Raw genomic sequence first — 23770 nt, 5'->3', positions numbered from 1 at the left:
GGGGAATTAAAATTAAGAGGATGGGTAAACTTTAAAAATGCTACTAAGCGGAACGCTTTGCCCAATACCAACATCCAATAAAGGCGCATCACTCCCTGGTGTGACACCGTTGACACGAGTGTAGCCTAGTTTAGTTACCTCGATTTCAGCACCGTTACTGACAGCCTTTACATCGAAGAAGTATTTGCCTTTTGTATCAGCAACTAAATTGCCATTGTTATCTTTTCCGTCCCACGACATATCGTAAATATCAGGTTTCACATCAGTGTCGTAGGTAATGGTACGTACCACGGCGCGGTTCTTATCACGTATAGTGATTTCAACGCTGTTAGCCATTTTGGGAAGAAAGAAACCAAAAGGTGAAGAGATAAAATCACCTTCTGGTGTACTCGTTTCACCATCATCACTGCCTTCAGATAAAGAACGAGTTGTTTCATCATCCGGTAATGGATTCGTCGGTTTAGAAACCGATGAGCCACCGCTATTATTTGATGATTTCAATGGTGCAAGCACAATTTCATTACGTGGGATCAATACCCCTTTTCCAACTAATTGAGTGGCTTGTAATGATTGCCCTGACCCAATTTGCTGTGAAATACCATTAACGCTGTCACCTAACTTGTTCATGCTTTCCAATGTCGCAATTTGCGCTAGTTGGCTAGTCAAGTCGGTATTTTCCATCGGTTTGGTTGGATCTTGGTTTTGCATTTGCGTGACGATCATTTTCAAAAAGGTGTCACGCATGTCATCCGTTTGGCTTTTCTTTGGAATATTACTTTTCAGCGGCTCAGGGCCTGCGGTGGTATTATCCAAAGAGTCGTACATTGTCGCTGCAATGCCCATTTAGCTTCCCCGTTACTGACCAATGGTTAAGGTTTTTTGCAGCAGCGATTTTGCTGTGTTCATCACCTCTAAATTAGCTTGATAGCTACGCGAAGCCGAAATGGTATTGATCATTTCACCAACCATGTCGACGTTAGGCATGCGTACATATCCCTTTTCATCAGCTAATGGATGGCCAGGTTTGTATTCCAAACGTGGTGGTGCCGGATCCTCAATCAGTTGGCTGACTCGAACCCCACCAACTTCGTTACGGCCCTGTGGTGCCATTTGAAATACCACTTGTTTGGCGCGAAACGGCTCACCATCAGGGCCAGCAACGCTTTCTGCATTTGCCATGTTGCTTGCACTGACGTTAAGGCGCTGTGATTGCGCAGTAAGCGCTGAGGCTGAAATATCAAAAATACTCAGTAAAGCCATAATCATTACCCTTGCTGTAAGACAGCCAACATGCTTTTGACGCGGCTATTGATAAATGTTAAATCTGCCTGATATTTCAATGTATTATCAGCAAATTGACTGCGTTCAATATCCATATCGACAGTGTTTCCATCCATCGAGGTTTGATAAGGCACACGATATTTGAGATCAAGTGCAGGTTGCTTTCCGCCATGACCTTCTATGTGTCCTGTTGATGTCACCGCAAGCGCAACGCCCTTACCTTTCACGGCACCGTTATTCATCGCCTGTTGCAGCTGGCGGTTAAAATCAATATCACGCGCCTGATAACCAGGTGTATCAGCATTGGCGATATTTGCGGACAGTACGGTTTGTCGCGATTCGCGTATTGATAACGCTTGTTGCTGAAAAGCAAACAAAGCATCTAATTTATCAATCATGTTCAACCTCAATGGATGTTGTGCCTATTTATCATTGATAAACAAGCCTAAACGTATTTCAGCACCCGTTAAAAAATCTTATTCAAAAAGATAGCAATACAGAAAACGCTGAAATTTAAAATTCGACGCGCTTATATTAGCTGGCAGATAAAAAATCTAATGGCAAGATAAAGGCAAAATTATTGACCTATTTAGCTCATTCATTATTGAGCAAATGAGTAAACTGCGAGCATCTAGAAAAGTCAGTTTTAATTAAGGGGGTCAACTTGATGAATTGCTTCAATGCAACTGCATTCTGTGGGTTAATATTAATAGCTACCGCAGCACAGGCCTCTTTACCACAGGATATTAACCATTACTTCCGCAAAATACATAGCAAACCAAACCAAGTCTCTATTGAAATAAAAACGCCAATAGAACGCTGGCCAAGTTGTGAAAACCCTCAAATCATGTCGCCAATCGGAGGGCGCAATATGGGGAATGTTTCACTACCTATTCAATGTGGTAAGAAAAAACAGTTTATTCAATTAACCGTTAATGTTACGGGTCAATACTATGTTGCAACACGTAATATTACTCGCGGTGAAAAAATTGAATTTGTTGATATTGGCACTAAAAAAGGACTCTTAGATAAACTGCCAACAGGTGCATCAATAGATAAAATTGCTATTCGTGGCAGTATCGCTTTGCGTGATATTAGTGCAGGACAAACTCTTACTCAGACAATGATGCGCCGCCCATGGGCCATTAAAGCAGGACAAACTGTGTATGTGTTTGCTAACGGTGATAGCTTTTCGGTGAAATATGAAGGTCGAGCCATTAATAATGCCGTAACGGGAGAAAATGCACGAGTTCGCTTAGTGAATGGGCAAGTTGTGAATGGAGAAGCATTGGAAAATGGCAGTGTTCAGATAGCACTCAAATAGCGGTTTTTGATTGTCGTTATATCATTCTAACTATAATATTCACGCATCAAACGTGTAATTATATGGAATTGTCCTAAAGGCTATCATCGCATTTAAAGTATTCAACATAATTGCCGATAAAATTAATCAGAAAGATATCGGAATAGGAAAAACATTATGGCTATCGAACAAACACCTGCAATTTCAGCATTAACTCAAGTCACCACACGTGATCCACAGGATGCAGCGGCACCTCTTCGGGATAAAAAAGTCCCAGCCACAGAAGCGGTCAAAGAAAGCACCTTTTCACCGAGTGAAGTACAGAAAAAACTGTTACAACCACATGCTAGCGACATTAACAGTGACAAAGTTGAAAAAATCAAACAAGCCATTAAAGACGGTACACTGCAAATGGATGCAGGAAAAGTGGCTGATGGGATTTTACGCGATGCACATGAATCCATGCTTTCAATGAAAAACGAAATAAGATAACCAATATGAACGATGACTTATTAGTGCTGCTAGAACAACAGCTATCACATTTGCAATCACTGCAAATTGTGATGAAAAATGAGGAGTTACTGTTAGGTTACCACCGTGTTCCACCATCCCCTTTTCAGGAAACCACGGAACAAAAACGCTATTTGGTTGCGACGATTGGTCATGGTGAAACACATCGTCTGCATTTAGAGCAAGAAAACAATATTGCAGCACCTTATGAAGATTTCCCCGCGCTACAAAGCCTTTGGGGAACAATAAAAGAGCTGACTACCGATTTAAAAGAACTCAATTATCGAAATCATCAAATGTTGCAACTACATATTGAGCTAAATAGCCAACGCCTAGCGTTTGTCAAGAAGCATAATAACCAATCGACATATGGCGCAGACGGGCTCGAGCAAAAAAGCCCAGTATTAGGCAAAAAGATTTCGATTTAATCAAGTTTATCCCAAAATTCGCGTTTTATCGTGCTGGTTATTTTGCACTATCTCAATGCATCATTTATACTGTGTTAATAGATAACACAAGAGATATGCATATGGCGAGAACAACAAGCGTTACCATTGGTCCACAGTTAAACGACTTCGTTACTGAGCTTATTAGTTCAGGTCGATACGGTTCAACAAGTGAAGTTATGCGCTCAGCGCTTCGATTATTAGAGCAGCACGAAAAACAAATCGAAGCATTGCGCCAAGCCATTCAAGCTGGTGAATCTAGTGGGCAAAGTTCAGCAACACTTTCAGATATAGCAAATAAAGTGAAGCTTAAACATAATGTATAAATTATCTAACCTTGCCGTTGATGATATTGAAAAAATCTATGAGTATACGCTGCTAAATTTTGGTACTAAGCAAGCAGATGCTTACATAAATGGTTTTGACAATATTTTAAGAAATATTTTCATTAACCCATTAATGGGATATGAGTGTCCTGATATTAGTCATAATTTAAGGCGACAAGATTATGGCAAACATGTGATATTTTATCGCTCTACTGATGAATTTATATTTGTTATACGCATATTGCATCAGCAAATGGAACCTACCCGCCACTTCATCACACCATGATTTCATTATATATCAATTATTATTAATACCTAATTGGCTGATAACAATAAGAAGATGCTGATGGCTATCTGGACTGGCTCCCCAATATTTCAAACTCCAATTCACAAGAAAATCATCCATATCCTTAATCAAAAATAACGGTCTTATTTCTTGTGTGCCATCAGTTGGGCATACCTGAAGTTCAAGTTTTATGCTCATTTTGCCCCACCTAATGGACAACAAATAAACACAGTATATACTCGTCATACTTCAAGTTGCAGCGTTGTTGACTACGCTCACTCGCACTAGTCACCTACTTATGTAGGCTCCCAGCGACTCGCTCACTTGTCGCCTAGCTGCATCTCGAATTATTTAGAGTATACTTTAGTTCATCAAGGGCTATATACCTCAATCACTCTCAAGTGAATTAAGGCAATTAACTACCACTAATCATTGATGTCATACGAATTTTACGGCGATCATTAAGTTCAAGATTAGACATTACCACCAACTGCGGTAAGCTTCTGCGCAAGAAACGAGATAAAATCAAACGCAAGCCATGGTTAACCAACAATACAGTTGGTGCCCCCATCGCTTCTTGATGGCGAATGGCTTCCTCTGCCTGTGTTTGTATAAACTGGGCAAGATTGGGTTCTAAGCCCCCACCATTTTTAGCTGCCTGTAATAAAATTTGTTCAAGACTAGCATCGAGCCCAATAACTTGAATTTCATCAGCACTACCGAACCACTGCTGCGTGATTGCACGTCCTAAAGCAATACGCACTTGAGAAGTTAGATAATCGGTATCTTTTTGCTCTCCATTTTCACCGGACATTTCAGCCAGTGTTTCAATTATGGTACGCATATCGCGGATCACAACGTCTTCCATCAGCAAATTCTGTAATACACGATGTAAAATGGTTAATGAAATAGTATCTGGTATCAAATCATCCGCTAACTTAGGCATCTCTTTTTTCACTCGGTCATACAGCATTTGTGCTTCTTGACGACCAAATAGCGTACTGGAGTTTTGTAGTAAGATTTGATTGAAATGGGTTGCCACGGCGGTACTCGCAGAAACTACCGTATAGCCTTGAATTTGTGCCTGCTCACGTAAGTCATCATCAATCCAAACCGCTGGCAAGCCAAATGCAGGTTCTTTTGTTGCATCGCCTTGCAGTGTTCCCGCTGCATTGCCAGGATCAATCGCAAGGCTTCTTCCTGGTTGAGCCTCACCACGCCCCACTTCAGCACCTTTGATAAGAATACGATATTCACATGGGGACAACTCTAAATTATCGCAAATATGTACTACTGGTGGCAGATACCCCACCTCTTGAGCAAATTTCTTACGCAGTCCTCGCAGCCGGCCTAATAGCTCACCTTGTTGATCGTTATCAACCAATGGAATCAAACGATAACCTACCTCCATAGCCAACAAATCTTCTAGCTGAACATCATCCCAAGTCGCTTCCACCACTTTATTAGCATCTTGAACTTGCTTTAGTTGACCATCTTCCGATTTCTGTTCCGGCTGTTTTGATTTTTTGACCAAATACCAACCTAAACCGGCTAACGCCGCGGTAAAGAGTAAAAAGACAAAGTTAGGCATACCTGGGATCAGACCAATTAACCCTAAAACACCGGCACTTAGCCACATCACTCGAGGGTTATTAAATAATTGGGTAACCATCTGCTCACCCACGTCTTCATCGGTTGCAACTCGAGTAACAATAACCCCTGCCGCCGTTGAGATGATTAACGCAGGGATCTGTGCCACAAGCCCGTCACCAATCGTCAGCAAGGTGTAAGCGCTTGTTGCATCGCCAAGTGTCATATGGTGCTGACCAACACCAATGATCAAACCACCCACCACGTTGATCACCATAATCATGATCCCCGCGATAGCATCACCACGAACAAATTTACTCGCACCGTCCATTGAGCCGTAAAAGTCAGCCTCTTGCGTTACTTCAGCTCGACGTTTTTTAGCTTCATCATCATTAATGATCCCCGCATTCAAATCAGCATCGATAGCCATTTGTTTACCGGGCATCCCATCAAGCACAAATCGAGCACCAACTTCGGCAATACGCCCCGCTCCCTTAGTAATAACCATAAAGTTAATCAAAACTAAAATGATGAAGACCACGATACCAATGGCAAAGTTACCGCCAACCAAGAAATGCCCAAAAGCTTCAACAACACGACCTGCCGCATCAGGCCCTGTATGGCCATCAAGCAAAATGATCCGTGTTGATGCGATATTCAATGATAGGCGTAATAATGTCGCAAACAGCAAAATAGTTGGAAAAGCCGCAAAATCAAGGGTACGTTTAGTGAACATTGCCACTAATAGCACCATGATGGATAGCGCGATATTAAAGGTAAATAATAGGTCTAAAATAAAGGCCGGTAATGGCAATACCATCATCGACAAGATCAATAAAATGAGAACTGGCCCGGCGAGAATTTGCCATTGTGTACCCTGTAAATTTTTCGGCAATTTTAATAATGCAGCCAAATTAGCCATCGCGATTGTTTTCTCCAACAAAGTCCAGCGCCGGTGGCACTGGTAAATTTTTCGGTCTTCTTGGTTTTAATCCACCTTCACGTCGCCAACGACGTAATTGGTAAACCCATGCTAAAACTTCTGCCACTGCTGCATACAACGCAACAGGAATGCTTTGCCCTATCTCCGCATGACGATACAAAGCACGTGCCAGTGGTGGAGCTTCAAGTTGTAAAATTCGATGCTCCTGACCAATCTCTTTAATACGTTGTGCTAATACTCCAGCCCCTTTGGCTAGTACCTTAGGTGCACCCATATTTTTATCGTCATATTTTAATGCAACCGCATAATGGGTTGGGTTAGTCACAATCACGTCAGCTTGTGGAACATCCGCCATCATTCGATTACGAGCCATGGCACGTTGTTGTTGGCGGATCTTTGCTTTTATCTGGGGATCACCCTCTTGCTGTTTGAACTCATCTTTAATTTCTTGGCGGCTCATACGCAACTTCTTCAAATGGGAGCGAAATTGATAAAAAACATCAAAAGCCACCATAGGGATCAGTAGAAATACAATCAAATAACCTGCAAAAATCACCTTATGCAGTGCATTACCTAAAGCTGTCACAGGGGATTCAGTGACTAGATGTAGCAATGATGGCCAGTTTTGCCATAAGAAAATGAAGGCTCCTAACCCAACAAATAGCGATTTCAGTATTGCTTTAAAGAGCTCTGAAAGCGCATTCATTGAAAAAATTCGTTTTAACCCTGAAATTGGGTTAAGTTTTTTCAAATCAAATTTAATGGATTTGCTATTAAAAACTAATCCACCCACTAACGATGATGCCGAGATCCCAACCAGCGCTAACCCACCTATCACAGGGAATAAAGCAAACAAGGCTTCACTGACCATGCGACCTAAATAGCTCAACATCAACACCGTGTTTTGAATGTAGTGCCCATCAAAAATAAAACCTTGCCGGAAAATTTGCCGTAACTCATCAGCAAGATGCCCCCCGCTCAGCCACAGCAAACTAACACCCGCTAACATCATCATCAACGAGCTGAGTTCTTTAGAGCGAACAATCTGCCCATCGTCTTTTGCTTTTTGTTTTTTATGGGGCGTGGGTTCTTCTGTTTTTTCTACATCGCTTTCATCGGACACGCCGTTTCCTTGCTCGTCAGCTGATTACAATTTTGGTCTATAGCATGACAGAGTGTAAAAAAATCAATGGTGGAAAATAGATAAGGTTCGCAAGGGTTATTTGCCAATTGAGTAAAACAACATCAATTTTGCGAGTGGCTACGCATACCGAATAGCAGCAATGAAAAATAGCTGAAAAACAGCAAAATTGAAGGTTAAAGTCTATCGCAAGCAACAAGCCATGCTATATTACATGGGTATATACACGTGTAATCAGAGGCTATTATGAATACTGTTGCAAATAGAATGAAAAAAACGGTCAGCGTTACCGTTGCGCCTGAACTGTATCAACAGGCAAGAAACGCTAATTTAAACTTTTCAGCCATTTTAACTAAGGCATTGATTATGGAATTGAAAAAAGTAAAAGCGCTAGAGTGGAAACACGCTAATACAGAGGGTTTTGACGAACTCAACCGTATTAATGAAGAGTACGGATTACTGTCAGACAAATACAAGGAGTTTTAATGCAATACCACCTCTATCAAAATCGTGAAAATAGCCGTTACCCATATTTGCTCGATATACAAAGCGACATTATTGATAAACTTAATACTCGATTGGTTATTCCGTTATTTGATAGAAGTTTTGTCCAACATACATTACCTGTACGGCTTAACCCAACACTGTTGGTGGATGGCCGACCCTATGTATTGATGACTCATCAGATGGCATCAGTACCTCATTCGTTGCTTGGTAAAATGATTGCAGACTTTACGGATGAAAGAGATGATATCAAAAAGGCGATTGACCTGCTTATAGATGGCTTTTAAAGGAAGTAATTATTCATAGGTGCAACGATAATTTAATAGTAACGATAAGGTTGTACGTTTTTCATGTTAATTTTAATGAATGGTATCCCCTCGCAACGCCAATGCAAGGGGATATGATTGTTAGAAGCCTAGTTCATCTAATAAATCATCAACTTGAGATTGTGAAGCCATCACATTCACCCCCTCTTTATTGATTTGAGGCCCATTCAGCAAGCTGTCATTTTGTTGCTTCACTCGCATTTCTGGCGGTGTATTTTCCATTAACAAAGCCAATAGCTGTTTTTCTGCTTCCTCAACCACTTCCATCATTTTTTTGATCACTTGACCAGTGAGATCTTGGAAGTCTTGAGCCATCATAATTTCTAACAATTCGGCTTTAGTTGTATTGCTATCATCAATCACTTGGCTAAGAAAAGCTTGCGTAGATTGATGCAACTCAGGCGTGATTTGACTACCATTGACATTTAGCCATTGCTGTTGGAGTTCCGTTGCACTGTCATGCATTTTTACCTGCAGTGGCTTCATCACATCAATACCATTCAATGTTTTCTCTGCCGCCTGAGCTGTCATTTGCGCGATATAACGTAAGCGATCTTTACCATCAGGGATACTCGCCACAGCCTGCTGAACACTTTTTTCAAGGCCAAGTTCACGCATACTTTCGCGTAGCGTTCTCATCAAAGTACCAATTCGGGTAATGACTAGTTTAAGATCTTCATTACCCGAATTGTTCGCCGTTAATATTTGTTCTGTCATCACACTCTCCTAAGCAGGTGCGTTTATTGCAGCCCCATCTTTTCAAAAACTTTATTTAATTTTTCTTCTAATATCGCCGCAGTAAACGGTTTCACCACATAGCCACTTGCTCCAGCTTGCGCGGCAGCAATAATGTTTTCTTTTTTCGCTTCAGCCGTTACCATCAAAACAGGAATATGTTTTAGTGCCTCATCACCACGAATGGTTTTTAAGAGCTCTAATCCGTCCATATTTGGCATGTTCCAATCAGCGACGACAAAATCAATGTGACCTGCACGAATTTTCTCTAATGCATCGATGCCATCTTCAGCTTCTTCTATTTTGTTAAAACCTAATTCTTTTAATAAATTACGAACAATGCGTCGCATAGTAGAAAAATCGTCGACGACTAAAAAACTAAGATCTTTAGCGGCCATAACCACTCCTTCAAAAAAACAATAATAAATTCTGTAGCCGCTATGCGGATACAGTTGAAAGTCGAGCCAAAACACTTGGCGCAATTTTGACTATATCTTGAACTTCATCTACTGCATTCAACTCAATCGCCGCTCGCGGCATACCAAATACCACGCAACTGCTCTCATTTTGCGCATAAGTCACTGCACCTTGCTGGCGCAGGTTAAGCATGCCTCTTGCACCATCCATTCCCATACCTGTTAGTAAAATACCTACACATTTTCGGCCTACACACTTGGCAACAGAGTCAAACAATACATCCACTGAAGGACGATGACGGTTCACGGGTTCTGTTTGCTGTAAACGAATTTGGTAACCACGCCCGTTATCAATAACCAACATATGCGAATCACCGGGAGCAATATAAGCAAAACCTTTTTGTAATGGTTCATTGTGCTCCGCTTCTTTCACCGTCAGGGCGCAAAGCTTATTGAGGCGCTCAGCAAAAGAGCGAGTGAAACCTGCTGGCATATGTTGAGTGATCACAACTGGTGGACATTCACGCGGCAACATTTCTAAAAATTGGCGTATCGCTTCTGTTCCCCCAGTTGAAGCACCAACGGCAATCACTCGGCTATGGCAAACATAGGACGAAAGTGGTTTAGCGACATTAACAGGCTCATGAACCGCTTTTTCACTACGCGCAAAACGGCTACGATGCGTGATCTTCGACATAGCTGCTGCACGGATCTTCTCACCAATCACATCACGGTAGCTCATCATCGTTTCACGAATACCGATTTGTGGCTTAGTCACAAAATCAACGGCTCCCAATTCTAAGGCTTTTAATGTCACCTCAGATCCTTTAGAGGTCAGTGTAGAGACCATCACAACAGGTAGTGGGTGTAATCGCATCAATTTTTCCAAAAAATCAATACCATCCATACGTGGCATTTCCACATCTAATGTGATCACATCTGGCTCATGTTGTTTAATTAAATCGCGAGCAACATAAGGGTCTGGTGCTGTATCAACGACTATCATATCGTCATGGCTATTAATGATTTCTCGCATGATTTGGCGCATCAACGCAGAATCATCGACACAGAGCACTTTAATTTTTTCCATTACCCCCTCCTCGCCGGTTGTAGGCTATAGACGGTTTGTCCTTTAATTACAAAACGTTGTGATAATTGAGATAAGTTTTCTGAATGACCGATAAACAGTAAACCATCGGGTTTAAGTAGTGGTGCAAATCGTTCTAATAATTTGATTTGCATATCTTTATCAAAATAGATCATGACATTACGACAAAAGATGGCATCAAAACGATGTTGTAGCTGCCAGTCACCCTCTGTTAGGTTTAAAAAACGAAATTCGATCATATCCCTAATGGATGGTTTTACACGGGCATAGCCTTCAAAATCACCCACTCCTTTCATAAAGTAGCGCTGACGTTGAATTGCTGTCAGGTTTTTTAGCTCTTCAATGCGATAGACACCTTTTTTTGCTTTATCAAGTACTTCAGTATCAATATCACTGGCTACCACTTTAGCATTCACCGCTTGTGTACCGAGCACATCGCTTAATGTCATCGCGATAGAATAAGGCTCTTCTCCCGTCGAAGAAGCGGCACACCAGATGTTGATATTGCTATTTTTACGAGTACGAATAAACTCGCTTAATGTCACAAAGTGGTGCGGTTCGCGAAAAAATGCGGTCAAATTGGTTGTCAACGCATTCACAAAAGCTTGCCACTCAGGGTGTAAAGGCTCACGTTCCAGTAGGCGCAAATATTCGGAAAAATTATTGACTTTACAATCACGTAACCGCTTGAGTAGCCGGTTGTACACCATGTTTTTTTTATTCATGGTAAGAACGATGCCTGATTTTTTGTGGATAAACCGACAAACCCGACCAAATTCTTCATCAGTCAATGGTTCTACTTGTGGTGCAAAAAGCATCGTACTTTGTCCTATTTGATAGAAACCCAGAAGCAGCCGATAATCGGCTGCTTAATACCTAACCCCAACAATCATCACTAATTAATACGAGCAGTTTTCGATTCAGAGACTTCAAAGAAAGCCACTGTCTCAACTAAATTATTGGCTTGATCTTCCAGTGCCGCTGTTGCACTAGTTGACTGCTCAACTAAGGCGGCATTCTGTTGCGTGACTAAATCCATCTGGCTAACCGCTGTTGCAACTTGTTCAATTCCTCGGCTTTGTTCATTTGATGCAGAAGCAATGTTACCCATCAATTCAGTGACTTGATTCACGGCTGCGACCAGCTCATTCATCGTTTGCCCAGCTTCATTAACCAGTTGGGAACCTTGGTTGACACGACCGACAGATTCATCAATCAAAGTTTTGATCTCTTTTGCCGCTTCAGCACTACGTTGTGCTAGAGCGCGAACTTCACCCGCAACAACTGAAAAACCACGGCCTTGTTCCCCTGCTCGTGCAGCTTCCACGGCGGCATTCAATGCCAAGATATTGGTTTGAAAAGCGATACCATCAATCACGCTAATAATGGCGCTGATTTTTTGTGAGCTATGAGAAATCGCCGTCATCGTGTCAATCACATCCACAGTAATATCACCGCCTTTCGTTGCTGTTTTAGAGGCTGATACTGCTAACTCACTCGCTTGACGTGCGTTATCCGCATTTTGTTTAACGGTCGCAGTCAACTCTTCCATGCTTGCTGCTGTTTCTTCTAATGAAGCAGCCTGTTGTTCAGTACGAGATGATAACTTGTTATTACCTAAAGAAATTTCACGAATACCGGTATACATTTGATCTGTATTGGTGCGTAACGTTGTCACTGAAGTTGCTAGTGACTCTTGCATCAATTTTAATTGTTCAAAAACCTCACCAATTTCATCTCTCGTAGTCACACGAATGTCTTGATTTAGTTTGCCTTGAGCTAATCTCATAAAGTGATCACTCATACTAATCAGCGGATAAATAACTTTGCGTTTCATCCAAAAATGCGCAAAGCCAGAAACCGCTAAAATGGTAAATGTCACCGCAAAAAACATAATCCAAGCAATTTTGTTATAAAAATTGGCAGAATCGAGGGAGTTTTGGCTATCCACATTTAAGATATCCATATATTCATCAAGTGTTTTAGCCATTTGGTCTTGATGTTGTTGAGCGGGTAACGCCACATAACCTGGAATATTATTGCTATCAATTAATGCTTTAAGTTCTTTTAAGATCGTGACAAAAGCTTGGTATTTATCTTCAATAGCAGCAAGATTTTCTTGCTCACTTAACAATGGCTGAGCTTTAAATTTTTCATAATCATCAGCGGCTTGGCGTAAGAATTGCTCAAAAAGTCCTTTAGCTTGTTCAATACTAGCAGTATCCGAATTCACTTTAATGTGCACAACGATTTGAGTGAGTGTGCTACGTGCTTGCATCAGATCTTCATAGGTTGTTTCAAGCAAGTCACGTTTTTTAGAACCAAGGTCAATGCGTTCCAAGGAAGAAAGCTCACTCGATACAATTCCTAGCGACAAGGCACTAGATAGAATTTGCATTCCACAAAACATCACGAGAAGTAGATATAAACTGACTGAAATCCGAATACTCTTCATTTTTTATCCCCACAAACGCCAGCTAGAACTTCTATACTTTGTTATCACTGCGGCAGTGATGCACAGAAGCGTTGCCAAATATAAAACTTGGCAACGCAGGTCTGAGTCTTTAGAAGGTTTCCCAATTGTCATCATCTTGATGATTTTTCGATGATATTTTTTTCAGATCGGGTGTTTTAACCACATTCGAAATCGTTCTTGCCGCAGGCTCTGTTATTTGTAACTCTTTGTGTTTCATGGCGGGTAAGCGAAAAATAGAGATGAGTTGTGCAAGTTTTGCAACTTGTTCTTCCAATACATTTGCCGCTACTGCTGATTGTTCAACTAATGATGCATTTTGCTGTGTGACCTTATCCATTTCAGCAACAGCAATACTCACTTGAGAAATACCTTTGCTTTGCTCATCAGACGCTAAAGCGATATGTGACATGATGTCAGTAACACGTGTGACAGATTCAACAATCTTAGTCATTGTTTCACCTGCATCTTCTGCTTGGCGAGCGCCAGTATCTGTTCTTGAAACCGAGTCTTCAATCAGTGTTTTAATTTCTTTGGCTGCATTAGCGCTGCGTTGTGCTAAGTTTCGGACTTCATCAGCAACGACAGCAAAACCGCGACCATGCTCCCCCGCTCTTGCAGCTTCGACAGCAGCGTTAAGTGCTAAGATATTGGTTTGGAAAGCGATGCTATCAATGACTGCAGTAATATCTGAGATTTTTTGCGAGCTATCGGCAATATTCAGCATAGTATTCACTACGTTAGAGACAACCTTCCCCCCCTCCTTAGCAATCGCTGAAGCTTGGCTAGCAAATTCGCTCGCTTGATGTGCATATTCCGTATTTTGCTTAACGGTAGCGGTAAGCTCACTCATACTCGCCGCTGTTTCTTCTAAACACGCAACCTGTTCTTGAGTACGTGCTGAGAGATCATTATTTCCAGCAGCGATTTCGCTAGTTCCTTGATAGATGGTTTCACTGCCATCTCGTACACCGCGTACAGTATTAATCAGCTCTTGCTGCATATGTTCAACACCACGAGCTAACTCGCCAATTTCGTTGGTGGATCGGGTATCTACTGTTGGTGTTAAATCGCCAGAAGCAAAAACATTAATACGCTTTATTAACAACCCTAATGGTTCGATAATACCTTTACGAACATAGCGATAACTCAAGAAACCGATCAGTGCTAATATGACGGATAAAATGATAATTAAATATAAAGATTGGCGATAGTTACCATCCGCACGTTCAACTTCACTTTGAAAGTCAGCTGAAATATCAGCAAAATAAGCATTAAATTGCTCTTCAAATTTAATTTGATGTCCAGAAGTACGATGTGCATAAAACTTATCAAGTTGTCCTTTTTGTGCATATTCACCTAATTGCACCAGCGCATTGCGATAAGTTTCATAGGTTAAAAATAATTGCTCAAATTTGGCTTTATCATAACTACTCGCCTCCATCAGTTTGTTATAGCGCTGATAGGCTGAGTCGGCAGCTTTAAAGTTGCGATTCGCGGCTTTAATTAAATCATCCGCATTAGCATCATCTTGATAATTATGGCCTTCTAATAACAGAGCATTCACGGATCTATTTAGGTTAGCGCGTGCTTGCAGTAAATTAACCCAACTTTCTGTTAATAGTTGTCTTTGGCGTTGAAGTGAATTCAAATAATTAATGCTATCGCTATTATCGCCCAGTTTATTAAACATCAATCCACTGGATATTAATTGCAACAGAATAAAGATAAAAATAACAGACAAAAGTCCCGATACGATTTTAATTCGACTGTGCATGACGTTATACTGACATAATGTTATTGTATTTTGGATATCGGTCGCCTAGCTGAAAACTTTAGCTATGTTGAGCGGAATATTTGTGCGGTGAATGCTTTAAAGACAAATCGATTGATATATATTCGAGTTGCGTTTAAGCGATACATACATGAAGTGAGCCATGGGTACACGACACACCTCACAAGTGCTTATTATCGTTAATATCTACTGTTATGCCTTAACACAATACGACAATTTGAAAGACATCATTCGTAGTAAAAATTTATTCCGCCATGCTATCAATCAATGCCATTTCATCACTGGTTAATAGCTTTTCAATATCGACTAAAATCAACATTCGCTCTCCCACCGTTCCAAGGCCCGTTAAATATTGTGTTGATAAAGTCACAGCAAAATCCGGCGGAGCGGCAATTTGCTCTTCATTTAGCACCAATACATCAGAAACCCCATCAACGACGATCCCCACGACTCTCTCTTTTAAATTGACCACAATAACCACTGTATTATCGTTATAAGTCACGTTCTGGTGAGAGAATTTCACTCGTAAGTCAATAATTGGGATGATCACGCCCCTTAAATTAGTGACGCCTTTAATGAAATCAGGTGTATTAGCGATCCGAGTAACTTGTTCATAGCCTCGGATTTCCTGCACTTTTAATATCTCAATGCCATATTCTTCCTCACCTAAAGTAAAAATAAGGTAGCCTTCTCCATTTTTTTCTTCTTCGAGTTTATTTAAATCATCATCCAACATTGACATTGTGTTAACCTCTATTTAGTGCATAACGGGTTGCGCACTTTGCTGCTTTTTTTTAAGCAAAATGCTGTTATTCATTTTTTGTAACTCAGCAACATCTAAAATAAGCGCAACAGAACCATCCCCCATGATCGTGGCAGCTGAAATACCAGGAATTTTGCGGTAATTACTTTCGATGTTTTTAACAACAACTTGTTGCTGCCCAACTAACTTATCCACCAGCAGGGCAAAACGATGTCCTGCATGCTGAATAATCAGCACAATGCTATTAACGAGATCTGACTCTGCGCCTTTGATACTAAAAACTTGATGTAATTCAACTAATGGAAGGTACTCACCACGAACTAATAACATTTTTTCTTCGCCAGCAAGACGATAAATATCTTCTTGGCGAGGCTGTAACGTACTAATAATTGCACTGAGTGGAACAATAAACACATCATCCGCCACTTTAACGGACATACCATCTAAGATGGCTAACGTCAGAGGTAACAAAATACGAATGATAGTGCCTTTACCTTCAGTAAAACCTATTTGTATACGTCCACCCATATCTTGAATGTTACGTTTAACCACATCCATACCTACGCCACGGCCGGAAACATCAGTTACTACTTCAGCCGTAGAAAAACCAGGCGCCATAATCAACATTGCGATCTCTTCATTGCTCATGCCATCATGAACATCCATACCTTGAGAACGTGCTTTCGCAAGAATTCGTTCACGGTTTAGCCCTGCCCCATCATCACGTACCTCAATACAAATATTGCCACTTTGATGTGAAGCAGAAAGGATCAATGTTCCTATTTCAGGTTTACCATTTGCCGCCCTCACTTCTGGTTTTTCAATACCATGGTCAAGGCTATTACGCACAAGGTGATTGAGTGGATCAACAATTCGTTCAATTAAACTTTTATCGAGTTCTGTCGCACTTCCTTCAACTTTTAGCTCAATCTTTTTATTTAACTTAGTCGCGATATCGCGAACCATACGAGGAAAGCGGCTAAATACATAATCCATTGGCATCATACGGATCGACATCACCGATTCTTGCAGAGCTCGTGAATTACGTTCCAACTGAACAATTGAGCTTAACAAATCGCCATACTCATTATGATCCAATTGCTGACTATGTTGGGTTAACATAGATTGGATAATGACTAATTCGCCAACTAAGTTAATCAGTTGGTCGACCTTTTCAACGGCAACACGAATACTACTAGAGTCATTTTTGGCCTTTGCTGGCATAGACTTACGTGTAGCAACTGGTGAGGTTTTAGATTCAGTGATTACCGTATTCTCGACTTTATTAACGTCTGAATCTGCCACTTCCTCGGTTTCAGTCACATCAGAAGTTGTATTATTTGCAGAGGATAAATAAGCTGAACACGTTTGTTTATCAGTCATTTGATGGCTAATTTGTGATTCATCCACCACAAAGCACAGCACCCCACAAATATCATCAATAGCCGTATTAGTTCCAAGCCAAGCCACTAAACTATTGTCTGTTTTTTGGGTGTGATAAAGAGAACCGAATAAAGCTAACTCGTCCGTGAGTAAATCTACCTCATTCGCTTTTAATGAGTTTAATGTAATGACCACATAGTATGAATAGTCATCAAGAGTCGCAGGTGTTGTTTTAACTTGAACAGGCTGTGGTAATGGAACGTCTTCACTCACAATCTCTTCTACAGTATGCTCAACTCGCCCAAGAACTTCGCAAATACGTTTGAAAGTACCCTCATCAGGTAATGAGTCATTTTTATAGGCATCCAATTGCGATGCCATAACATCTTTGGCATCAAGGAAAATATCAATGATATCGGGTGTGAGTGTCAGTTCATCATGACGTGCTTTATCAAGTAAATTTTCCAATGTATGAGTCGTGTTTTGCAACTGTGTGAAACCAAATGTCGCGGCACCGCCTTTTATTGAATGAGCACTGCGAAAAATTGCATTGAGCTGTTCGCTATCTGGGTCAAAAGGATCGAGCTCAAGCAAATGTTGTTCCATATCCCTGAGTAGCTCATCAGCTTCATCGAAAAACGTTTGATAAAACTCGGTTATATCCATGGTTTTCATCCAATTTAGCTTAGGTTTCACTTAACGTTGTATGCCACTTTTGGTCATACAATTAAAATCAGTTTATTAATGTTGACAATGGTGTTGAGTTTTTGTCCTCATCCACCTTTTTCTCATTTTCAACTGGGGTCACATCCACTTTCTGTAGCGATTTTTTTAACACGTCATCCAAAGGCGTTGCGCCATCGTATTCATGCAAAATTTGTGAGGTTTCTGCATCATTTAATACAATAATGCTAATACGACGGTTAATGGGTGCTAACCCATTGTTTTTATCGAGGTGAATGCTCGAAGCCATACCAACAACCCGCAAAATTTTGTCTTGGTTTAATCCACCTGCAATTAATTCTCTGCGAGAAGCATTAGCTCTATCTGCTGATAATTCCCAATTGTTATAATTTGCACTATTCGCATAGGGCAAATCATCTGTATGCCCTGAGATACTGATCCGATTAGGCACATCATTGAGTAAAGGTGCTATTGCGCGCAAAATATCACGCATATAAGACTCAACATGTGCTGAGCCCACCATAAACATGGGGCGATTTTCACTATCAACAATTTGAATACGCAAACCATCATCAATCATATCGATTAGCAAATGTGGCTTAAGCTCATTGAGACGGGGATCTTTAAGGATCGCTTGCTCGAGGGATTGTTTGAGTTTTTCAAAACGATAATTCGCCTCATCCTCAATTTTATTATTTGGTTCAGGCAGAATATCGCCATCACGGAAGATAATATCTTTTCCCCCACCAGGAATTGGATTGGTAGCATCACCACTTTTTTTACCTGGATTGATGGCGGTTTTTAATGGTGTGCGAAAATATTCTGCTATCTGCGTCAACTCTTGAGGACTAGATATCGAAATCAACCACATGACCAAAAAGAACGCCATCATCGCCGTCATAAAATCTGCATAGGCAATTTTCCAAGAACCACCATGTGCATTTTGATGGTTATTAACGCGTTTTTTAACACGAATAATATGGGCGTTATTTGCTCTCATTGATTGATTACTCCTCGTTCTGTGTTTGTGAACGATTACCCACTTTCACTTCGCGAACTTTATCTTCTAACTCTGTGAAAGAAGGACGATCGACGCTGTACAGAACCTTACGTCCAAACTCAACCGCAATTTGTGGCGCATACCCTTGCAATGCAGAAAGAAAAGTCACCTTAATGCACTCCATCATTTTTAGTTGCTCGCTACTGCGTAAACGGATCAATGCAGCTAATGGTAAAATAAACCCATAAGCTACTAAAATACCAAGAAAAGTTCCTACCATTGCATGAGCAATCAATGCACCAAGCTCACCTGCTGGCCTATCGGCAGAGCCCAATGCATTAACAACACCTAATACTGCCGCGACGATACCAAAAGCAGGCATCGAGTCACCAACCATTTGCAAACCAGATGCAGGTACTTCGCTCTCTTGACGGAAAGTTTCTAGCTCTTCATCCATCAAAGCTTCAATCTCATGACTTTGTAAGTTGCTAGTTACCATTAAACGTAGGTAGTCGACAATAAACATCATTGTCGTTTTATCTTTTAATACTCTGGGGTATTGAGAGAAAATTTCACTTTCTTGAGGACTTTCAATGTCTTTTTCAAGTGCGAGCAAACCTTCTTGGCGAGATTTATTTAATAACTGAAATAGCAACGCCATAAGATCCATCGACATTGCTTTATTGTAAGAAGAACGACGGAATAGCAGTGGTAACACTTTAAGTAAGGCTATTATCGATTTACCGCTGTTACCAACAACAAATGCACCTAGGCCCGCCCCTAAAATGATGACAAATTCAGCGGGTTGATAAAGTGCCCCTAGATGGCCACCAACCATTAAATAACCGCCAATAACGGTAGCTGTAACAATGATATAACCGATGAGTATTAACACAATATTCCCTTCAACTCAGTTAGATAACAGATGGCAGTCAAAGGGAGTTATTAGGAAGAACAGGCACTCGAGTTACCTGTTTATACTCGTTATATTTCAAATTGCAGCATGACGCTAGCGAATGGTTGGTCATGTCCTATTGGACTGGTCACCGTAATTTATCTGCTTCCCGCAGCCATCCCCTATTCGTTTAACTGCACCTCGAATTATTGAGAGTATACCGAATTAATCCAATCACATTACCGCTTTGGTAATGCCATCCTGTCGATATAGCGTAATATCGGCGAGATGTTCGGAAAGTTTACGTTTTTTTATTGCTCGTGACGGCGGTTGGCACAAACTACATGTAAAACTGTTTGCTGGTATATGTGCATAAGTGATAAAAGACCCATTACAACAGCTACATACTGAGCTTTGTAACATGCCACTTTCAACAAAACGAACCAGTGTCCATGCACGTGTCAATGCCAATATAGGCTCTTCTTCTGATGATGGCATACATTGCTCCAAATACAGACGGTAAGCTTTCAAAATAGCATCGACACCTTTACAGTGCCCTGTATTAATTAAAAATTGGTATGCATTATAAAACATGGAAGAGTGGATATTTTGTTCCCAAGTCATAAACCAGTCTGTTGAAAATGGCAACATCCCCTTGGGCGGCGGACACCCGCGTAATTCTTTATACAAACGGATCAACCTGCCGCGGCTAATTTGAGTCTCACTTTCTAGCATTTGGAGGCGAGCCCCTAAAGAAATTAGCTCCATTGCAAGGCGAATATCACTAGCTTCCTTAACAATACTCTTTTCAGTAATGCTACTCATCATTTTCTCGCTATTTCATTTTCATTTGCCTTGTGCGTTTGCAACAAGTGGGTTGAAAGTAGTATACCTGTATGAATTTGTTGCAATTCATCTACCCTAGAATCGCGGGTTAGCGTCTCAATCGTATTACTGTTTTCGAATCTAAATTGACAGATTAGCTGGTTTGTTTCCGCTAATTTCACCAATTGAGGAAGAGAAAGATCTGCTAATGTAGTTGCCATAGATTCAGAGATACCGAGTCGGAACATAGCAGACGCTTTTTCTTGGGAGATAAGTTTTTGAGCAAGCAGCAGATATGAAAGATTAATATCGTATATATGCTTCAGAAAATCAGTTGTTGAGGTCATTTTTTTTCCTTTTGTAATATTAACTACATCTGTGTGCAAATAGGACAAACATGAAGCTTAAACGTATTGCTATAACCTAATTTTTAATAATAAGAGAAATATACTAGGTGCAATTTACATTACTGTTTCATGCAATCATGAAGCAAATACCTAGTAAGGGGTATAAAATACACAAAAGTTAAAACTTAAATTAAATCTATTTCCTGAACACCCATGAACAATAAACTACCACTAAAAACAAACATTCTAGTAAATGTCAGAATTTACTGATATCAATTTCAGTCGGCATTTATTATGCACCACAAAATTAACTATTCAAGATGCTTATGTTTCTTTTTATTCCTTTAGGTCATAATCCATAAATTCATAAACAATTCTTCATTATAACCATATCTTCTCCTTCCTTATCTTAAATTATTAAGATACATAAGGTCAACCTAAGCCAAATGATAGGTTTTTAGTTAATTTTTTTACTCTTATTAGTTGAATAATCGATTTAAATAACCAATCACAACATTCAAAACAGCATATTGATCCATATCAAAGAAATTTATTGGGAAAGTCCTCTGAAAATACCCTATAACATCAATAACACTTGAAATAAGAATGAATTTTATCCATTTATTTTCAATGAGTTCAATGAATAAAATGTAAGTTATTCAAAATTTCTCAACCAAAAAACTCAATAAACTTGATATACCGCAAAATGTTGCATTATAAACGCCATTTATTTTTAATAAATTTTTCTTATGATTTTAAAGAGTGGAATTATTATTCAAATTTAATTTAATGGTTATCTATTAACCTCAAAAAAGCACTTTTCCTTCTCATTAATAATTAAAATCTTAGTGATAAAATGACAATATTTATAAAAATATAGGGCTAATTTTACTATTTAACATTTTATTCAATCATTCCTCATAATATATTTTCACATTGAATGGATAAAAATGAAGGCGTATTTTTTTTAATGAAATGATCAACCTACATAGTTATGCTTATTCATTCCACAACCATCGGGATAAAACATTCTGAAAATGAAAACAACTTTTTTATTAATTTCAGGTGAAACTAACAATTGCTGTTCCCACAAAGAAAAAATAGACTCCAAGTATTATCTTAGGGTGGCCTTTACAGAGTAAATGTAAAATTTGATTTCATATTGAACACAATTTGATAACAGTTAATTATAGTAACATATAGTTACTATCTATTTTTATTTTAACAATTTGTTTGTTAACAACAGTCAACATAAGTTAAATTTTCTAACCGTCCGTATTTACACTTATAAATTGTTATCTTTCATTTCAAAATTTCATTTCAAAACCCGTGATGCCCTGACGCTTCAACTTACTGTATTTTTAAGCTAAAAATTAATCCTAAAAACGAGATTCATGTCACAAATATTCTTTTAGTTTCCCAATGTTTTCTAATTAATTTGAGTTAATTTAGCTGGAAATTTATACACAATGAAAATGACTATACCGTGCCTGCTCGGCGAAGCTTCCCACTTCATCAATAACCTTAAATCCATCAGGGCTTTTCGCCTTATATCTCCGCCCATAATGGACGAAGGTTTACGGCTGATTTTGCTAAATAATTGGAGGTACGGCTAGACGACAAGCGAATGAGACGCTAGGAGCATAGATAACACTGTGGCTAGCGCGAGTGAACGCGGTTCAACAATGCGGCAACTTGAAGTATGACGGGTATATAACTGTTTGGCTTTATTTAGCTCATAACCGTACGCTAGTCTTTCAATCTGTCACTAGAATCTTTTAGTACCTCTAAACTCAGACCTCCTCCATTAGGATAAAAAACAATCAATCAATTGATTTTATTTATCGGCGAATGCTCATTCATCTGTGCTCCTATAACAAATACACAATTGCTATCGTCCGCCAAAAAATGAGCATTAATAATAAGTTAATTATTTTCACCAAAAGCACACATCCAAGAAGATAAAAAAATATTTATTTTATGTTGATATTAGTCATTTTATGACTAATAAATTAGATGATAAAACCATCACTTAAACACAATTACAATCAATACACTTTATGAGGTTTTCTATGCAAACAACGATTAAGAAAACACTGTTTCTAACTAGCTTAGTATTTATATCATCAACAGTTAATGCAGCTAACTTGGCAACAACCACATTTCAAGTCTTAATGACCATTACCAGCTCGTGCCAAGTGAGTGTTGGTTCTGATATAAATTTAGGCTCGGTCAGCTCAAGTACCACAAACTCCTCATCCAGTAATACCCTTACCGTCAGTTGTTCAAAAAGTACACCTTTCTATATTGGTTTATCACCATCAGCTGCAAACAACGGAACAAATGCAGGTGCTGGAAACTTAGTCTCAGTCAGTAATGCCACAACAAATACCGATAAGATCCCCTATCAGTTGAAACAAACTTCAGCAACGGGAAGTAATTGGGGAAATACCGCCAATTCGACAGAAGCGGGGAATGGAGTATCAGGTACAGGAACAGGAACAGCTCAATCCTTTACAGTGTATGCTGTTGTTACTAATGCAAATTTTACACCTGATACCTATTCAGATGTTGTCACGGTTAATGTGAGTTATTAAATGAGCGCAGCTTTCTATCTATACTCGTCATGCTTCAAGTTGCCGCATTGTTGAACCGCGTTCACTCGCGCTAGTCACAGTGCTATCTATGCT

General features: G+C 39.8%; 26 protein-coding genes. 8 read left to right on the top strand and 18 right to left on the bottom strand.

Going from position 1 to position 23770, the window contains the following annotated elements:
* Positions 1 to 12 precede the first annotated feature (12 nt).
* Genes AC3Z9T_RS20505 through flgB form a run of 3 tightly spaced genes read right to left on the bottom strand, consistent with a single transcriptional unit; the run spans position 13 to position 1679 of the window.
* Positions 13 to 843 carry a flagellar hook assembly protein FlgD gene (locus AC3Z9T_RS20505; RefSeq protein WP_490127931.1) on the bottom strand — a complete coding sequence of 277 codons (831 nt, stop codon included), beginning with the start codon at positions 841 to 843 and terminating at the stop codon, positions 13 to 15.
* 12 nt (positions 844 to 855) lie between these two features.
* A complete protein-coding gene (gene flgC / locus AC3Z9T_RS20500) occupies positions 856 to 1260 on the bottom strand; it encodes a flagellar basal body rod protein FlgC (RefSeq protein WP_490127930.1) in 405 nt (134 codons plus the stop codon).
* A 5-nt stretch (positions 1261 to 1265) separates the two neighbouring features.
* Positions 1266 to 1679, bottom strand: coding sequence for a flagellar basal body rod protein FlgB (flgB, locus tag AC3Z9T_RS20495; RefSeq protein ID WP_490127929.1), 414 nt, complete (start codon positions 1677 to 1679; stop codon positions 1266 to 1268).
* Between the two features lie 269 nt (positions 1680 to 1948).
* Between flgB and flgA the strand changes: the two genes are divergently transcribed.
* From flgA to AC3Z9T_RS20470, 5 genes are all read left to right on the top strand, one after another.
* Positions 1949 to 2605, top strand: coding sequence for a flagellar basal body P-ring formation chaperone FlgA (gene flgA, locus AC3Z9T_RS20490; RefSeq protein ID WP_490127928.1), 657 nt, complete (start codon positions 1949 to 1951; stop codon positions 2603 to 2605).
* 156 nt (positions 2606 to 2761) lie between these two features.
* Complete coding sequence (gene flgM / locus AC3Z9T_RS20485) at positions 2762 to 3076, top strand: flagellar biosynthesis anti-sigma factor FlgM (RefSeq protein WP_490127927.1); 315 nt, start codon at positions 2762 to 2764, stop codon at positions 3074 to 3076.
* Between the two features lie 5 nt (positions 3077 to 3081).
* The gene (locus AC3Z9T_RS20480; protein ID WP_490127926.1) at positions 3082 to 3522 is read left to right on the top strand and encodes a flagella synthesis protein FlgN; all 441 of its coding nucleotides are present in this window, start codon (positions 3082 to 3084) and stop codon (positions 3520 to 3522) included.
* A gap of 101 nt (positions 3523 to 3623) precedes the next feature.
* The gene (locus AC3Z9T_RS20475; RefSeq protein ID WP_490127925.1) at positions 3624 to 3866 is read left to right on the top strand and encodes a type II toxin-antitoxin system ParD family antitoxin; all 243 of its coding nucleotides are present in this window, start codon (positions 3624 to 3626) and stop codon (positions 3864 to 3866) included.
* Positions 3859 to 4152 carry a type II toxin-antitoxin system RelE/ParE family toxin gene (locus tag AC3Z9T_RS20470; protein ID WP_490127924.1) on the top strand — a complete coding sequence of 98 codons (294 nt, stop codon included), beginning with the start codon at positions 3859 to 3861 and terminating at the stop codon, positions 4150 to 4152. Before AC3Z9T_RS20475 ends, AC3Z9T_RS20470 begins: the two co-directional genes overlap by 8 nt.
* Positions 4153 to 4164: 12 nt before the next feature.
* On the opposite strand, the gene AC3Z9T_RS20465 is transcribed toward AC3Z9T_RS20470, so the two are convergent.
* The 3 genes from AC3Z9T_RS20465 to flhB all read right to left on the bottom strand — a co-directional run bounded on the left by AC3Z9T_RS20465 (position 4165) and on the right by flhB (position 7808).
* A complete protein-coding gene (locus AC3Z9T_RS20465) occupies positions 4165 to 4350 on the bottom strand; it encodes a hypothetical protein (RefSeq protein ID WP_490127923.1) in 186 nt (61 codons plus the stop codon).
* A gap of 217 nt (positions 4351 to 4567) precedes the next feature.
* Positions 4568 to 6664 (bottom strand): flagellar biosynthesis protein FlhA, encoded by a 2097-nt coding sequence (gene flhA, locus AC3Z9T_RS20460; RefSeq protein WP_490127952.1) that lies wholly within the window; start codon positions 6662 to 6664, stop codon positions 4568 to 4570.
* Positions 6657 to 7808, bottom strand: coding sequence for a flagellar biosynthesis protein FlhB (gene flhB, locus AC3Z9T_RS20455; protein ID WP_490127922.1), 1152 nt, complete (start codon positions 7806 to 7808; stop codon positions 6657 to 6659). Before flhB ends, flhA begins: the two co-directional genes overlap by 8 nt.
* Positions 7809 to 8072: 264 nt before the next feature.
* Between flhB and AC3Z9T_RS20450 the strand changes: the two genes are divergently transcribed.
* The gene (locus AC3Z9T_RS20450; protein ID WP_490127921.1) at positions 8073 to 8312 is read left to right on the top strand and encodes a type II toxin-antitoxin system CcdA family antitoxin; all 240 of its coding nucleotides are present in this window, start codon (positions 8073 to 8075) and stop codon (positions 8310 to 8312) included.
* Positions 8312 to 8617: a CcdB family protein gene (locus AC3Z9T_RS20445; RefSeq protein WP_490127920.1), complete on the top strand. Its 306-nt coding sequence runs from the start codon at positions 8312 to 8314 to the stop codon at positions 8615 to 8617. Before AC3Z9T_RS20450 ends, AC3Z9T_RS20445 begins: the two co-directional genes overlap by 1 nt.
* A 120-nt stretch (positions 8618 to 8737) precedes the next feature.
* Here the strand turns inward: AC3Z9T_RS20445 and AC3Z9T_RS20440 are convergent, their stop codons facing one another.
* The 12 genes from AC3Z9T_RS20440 to flhD form a co-directional block, all read right to left on the bottom strand.
* On the bottom strand, positions 8738 to 9373 hold the full coding sequence (locus AC3Z9T_RS20440) for a protein phosphatase CheZ (protein ID WP_490127919.1): 636 nt from the start codon (positions 9371 to 9373) through the stop codon (positions 8738 to 8740).
* Between the two features lie 23 nt (positions 9374 to 9396).
* Positions 9397 to 9789, bottom strand: coding sequence for a chemotaxis response regulator CheY (cheY, locus tag AC3Z9T_RS20435; protein WP_154622969.1), 393 nt, complete (start codon positions 9787 to 9789; stop codon positions 9397 to 9399).
* 40 nt (positions 9790 to 9829) lie between these two features.
* Positions 9830 to 10897, bottom strand: a complete 1068-nt coding sequence (locus AC3Z9T_RS20430; protein WP_490127918.1) for a protein-glutamate methylesterase/protein-glutamine glutaminase — start codon at positions 10895 to 10897, stop codon at positions 9830 to 9832.
* Positions 10897 to 11733: a CheR family methyltransferase gene (locus AC3Z9T_RS20425; protein WP_490127917.1), complete on the bottom strand. Its 837-nt coding sequence runs from the start codon at positions 11731 to 11733 to the stop codon at positions 10897 to 10899. The genes AC3Z9T_RS20430 and AC3Z9T_RS20425 overlap by 1 nt, the downstream gene beginning before the upstream one ends.
* A gap of 77 nt (positions 11734 to 11810) precedes the next feature.
* Positions 11811 to 13370 (bottom strand): methyl-accepting chemotaxis protein, encoded by a 1560-nt coding sequence (locus AC3Z9T_RS20420; protein WP_490127916.1) that lies wholly within the window; start codon positions 13368 to 13370, stop codon positions 11811 to 11813.
* A gap of 109 nt (positions 13371 to 13479) precedes the next feature.
* Entirely contained in the window at positions 13480 to 15165 is a 1686-nt protein-coding gene (locus AC3Z9T_RS20415; RefSeq protein ID WP_490127915.1) for a methyl-accepting chemotaxis protein, read from the bottom strand.
* A 262-nt stretch (positions 15166 to 15427) separates the two neighbouring features.
* Positions 15428 to 15925: a chemotaxis protein CheW gene (gene cheW, locus AC3Z9T_RS20410; RefSeq protein ID WP_490127914.1), complete on the bottom strand. Its 498-nt coding sequence runs from the start codon at positions 15923 to 15925 to the stop codon at positions 15428 to 15430.
* A 15-nt stretch (positions 15926 to 15940) separates the two neighbouring features.
* Positions 15941 to 17995 carry a chemotaxis protein CheA gene (gene cheA / locus AC3Z9T_RS20405; RefSeq protein ID WP_490127913.1) on the bottom strand — a complete coding sequence of 685 codons (2055 nt, stop codon included), beginning with the start codon at positions 17993 to 17995 and terminating at the stop codon, positions 15941 to 15943.
* A 67-nt stretch (positions 17996 to 18062) separates the two neighbouring features.
* Positions 18063 to 19013 carry a flagellar motor protein MotB gene (gene motB, locus AC3Z9T_RS20400; protein ID WP_490127912.1) on the bottom strand — a complete coding sequence of 317 codons (951 nt, stop codon included), beginning with the start codon at positions 19011 to 19013 and terminating at the stop codon, positions 18063 to 18065.
* Between the two features lie 7 nt (positions 19014 to 19020).
* Positions 19021 to 19908 carry a flagellar motor stator protein MotA gene (gene motA, locus AC3Z9T_RS20395; protein ID WP_490127911.1) on the bottom strand — a complete coding sequence of 296 codons (888 nt, stop codon included), beginning with the start codon at positions 19906 to 19908 and terminating at the stop codon, positions 19021 to 19023.
* A 234-nt stretch (positions 19909 to 20142) separates the two neighbouring features.
* The gene (gene flhC, locus AC3Z9T_RS20390; RefSeq protein WP_490127951.1) at positions 20143 to 20724 is read right to left on the bottom strand and encodes a flagellar transcriptional regulator FlhC; all 582 of its coding nucleotides are present in this window, start codon (positions 20722 to 20724) and stop codon (positions 20143 to 20145) included.
* Positions 20725 to 20732: 8 nt separating this feature from the next.
* A complete protein-coding gene (gene flhD, locus AC3Z9T_RS20385; protein WP_490127910.1) occupies positions 20733 to 21080 on the bottom strand; it encodes a flagellar transcriptional regulator FlhD in 348 nt (115 codons plus the stop codon).
* A gap of 2072 nt (positions 21081 to 23152) precedes the next feature.
* Between flhD and AC3Z9T_RS20380 the strand changes: the two genes are divergently transcribed.
* On the top strand, positions 23153 to 23677 hold the full coding sequence (locus AC3Z9T_RS20380) for a Csu type fimbrial protein (protein ID WP_490127909.1): 525 nt from the start codon (positions 23153 to 23155) through the stop codon (positions 23675 to 23677).
* Positions 23678 to 23770: the final 93 nt, after the last annotated feature.

This window comes from Providencia sp. 6390 (assembly GCF_058148425.1).
This window is presented reverse-complemented; position numbering and strand designations above follow the sequence as displayed.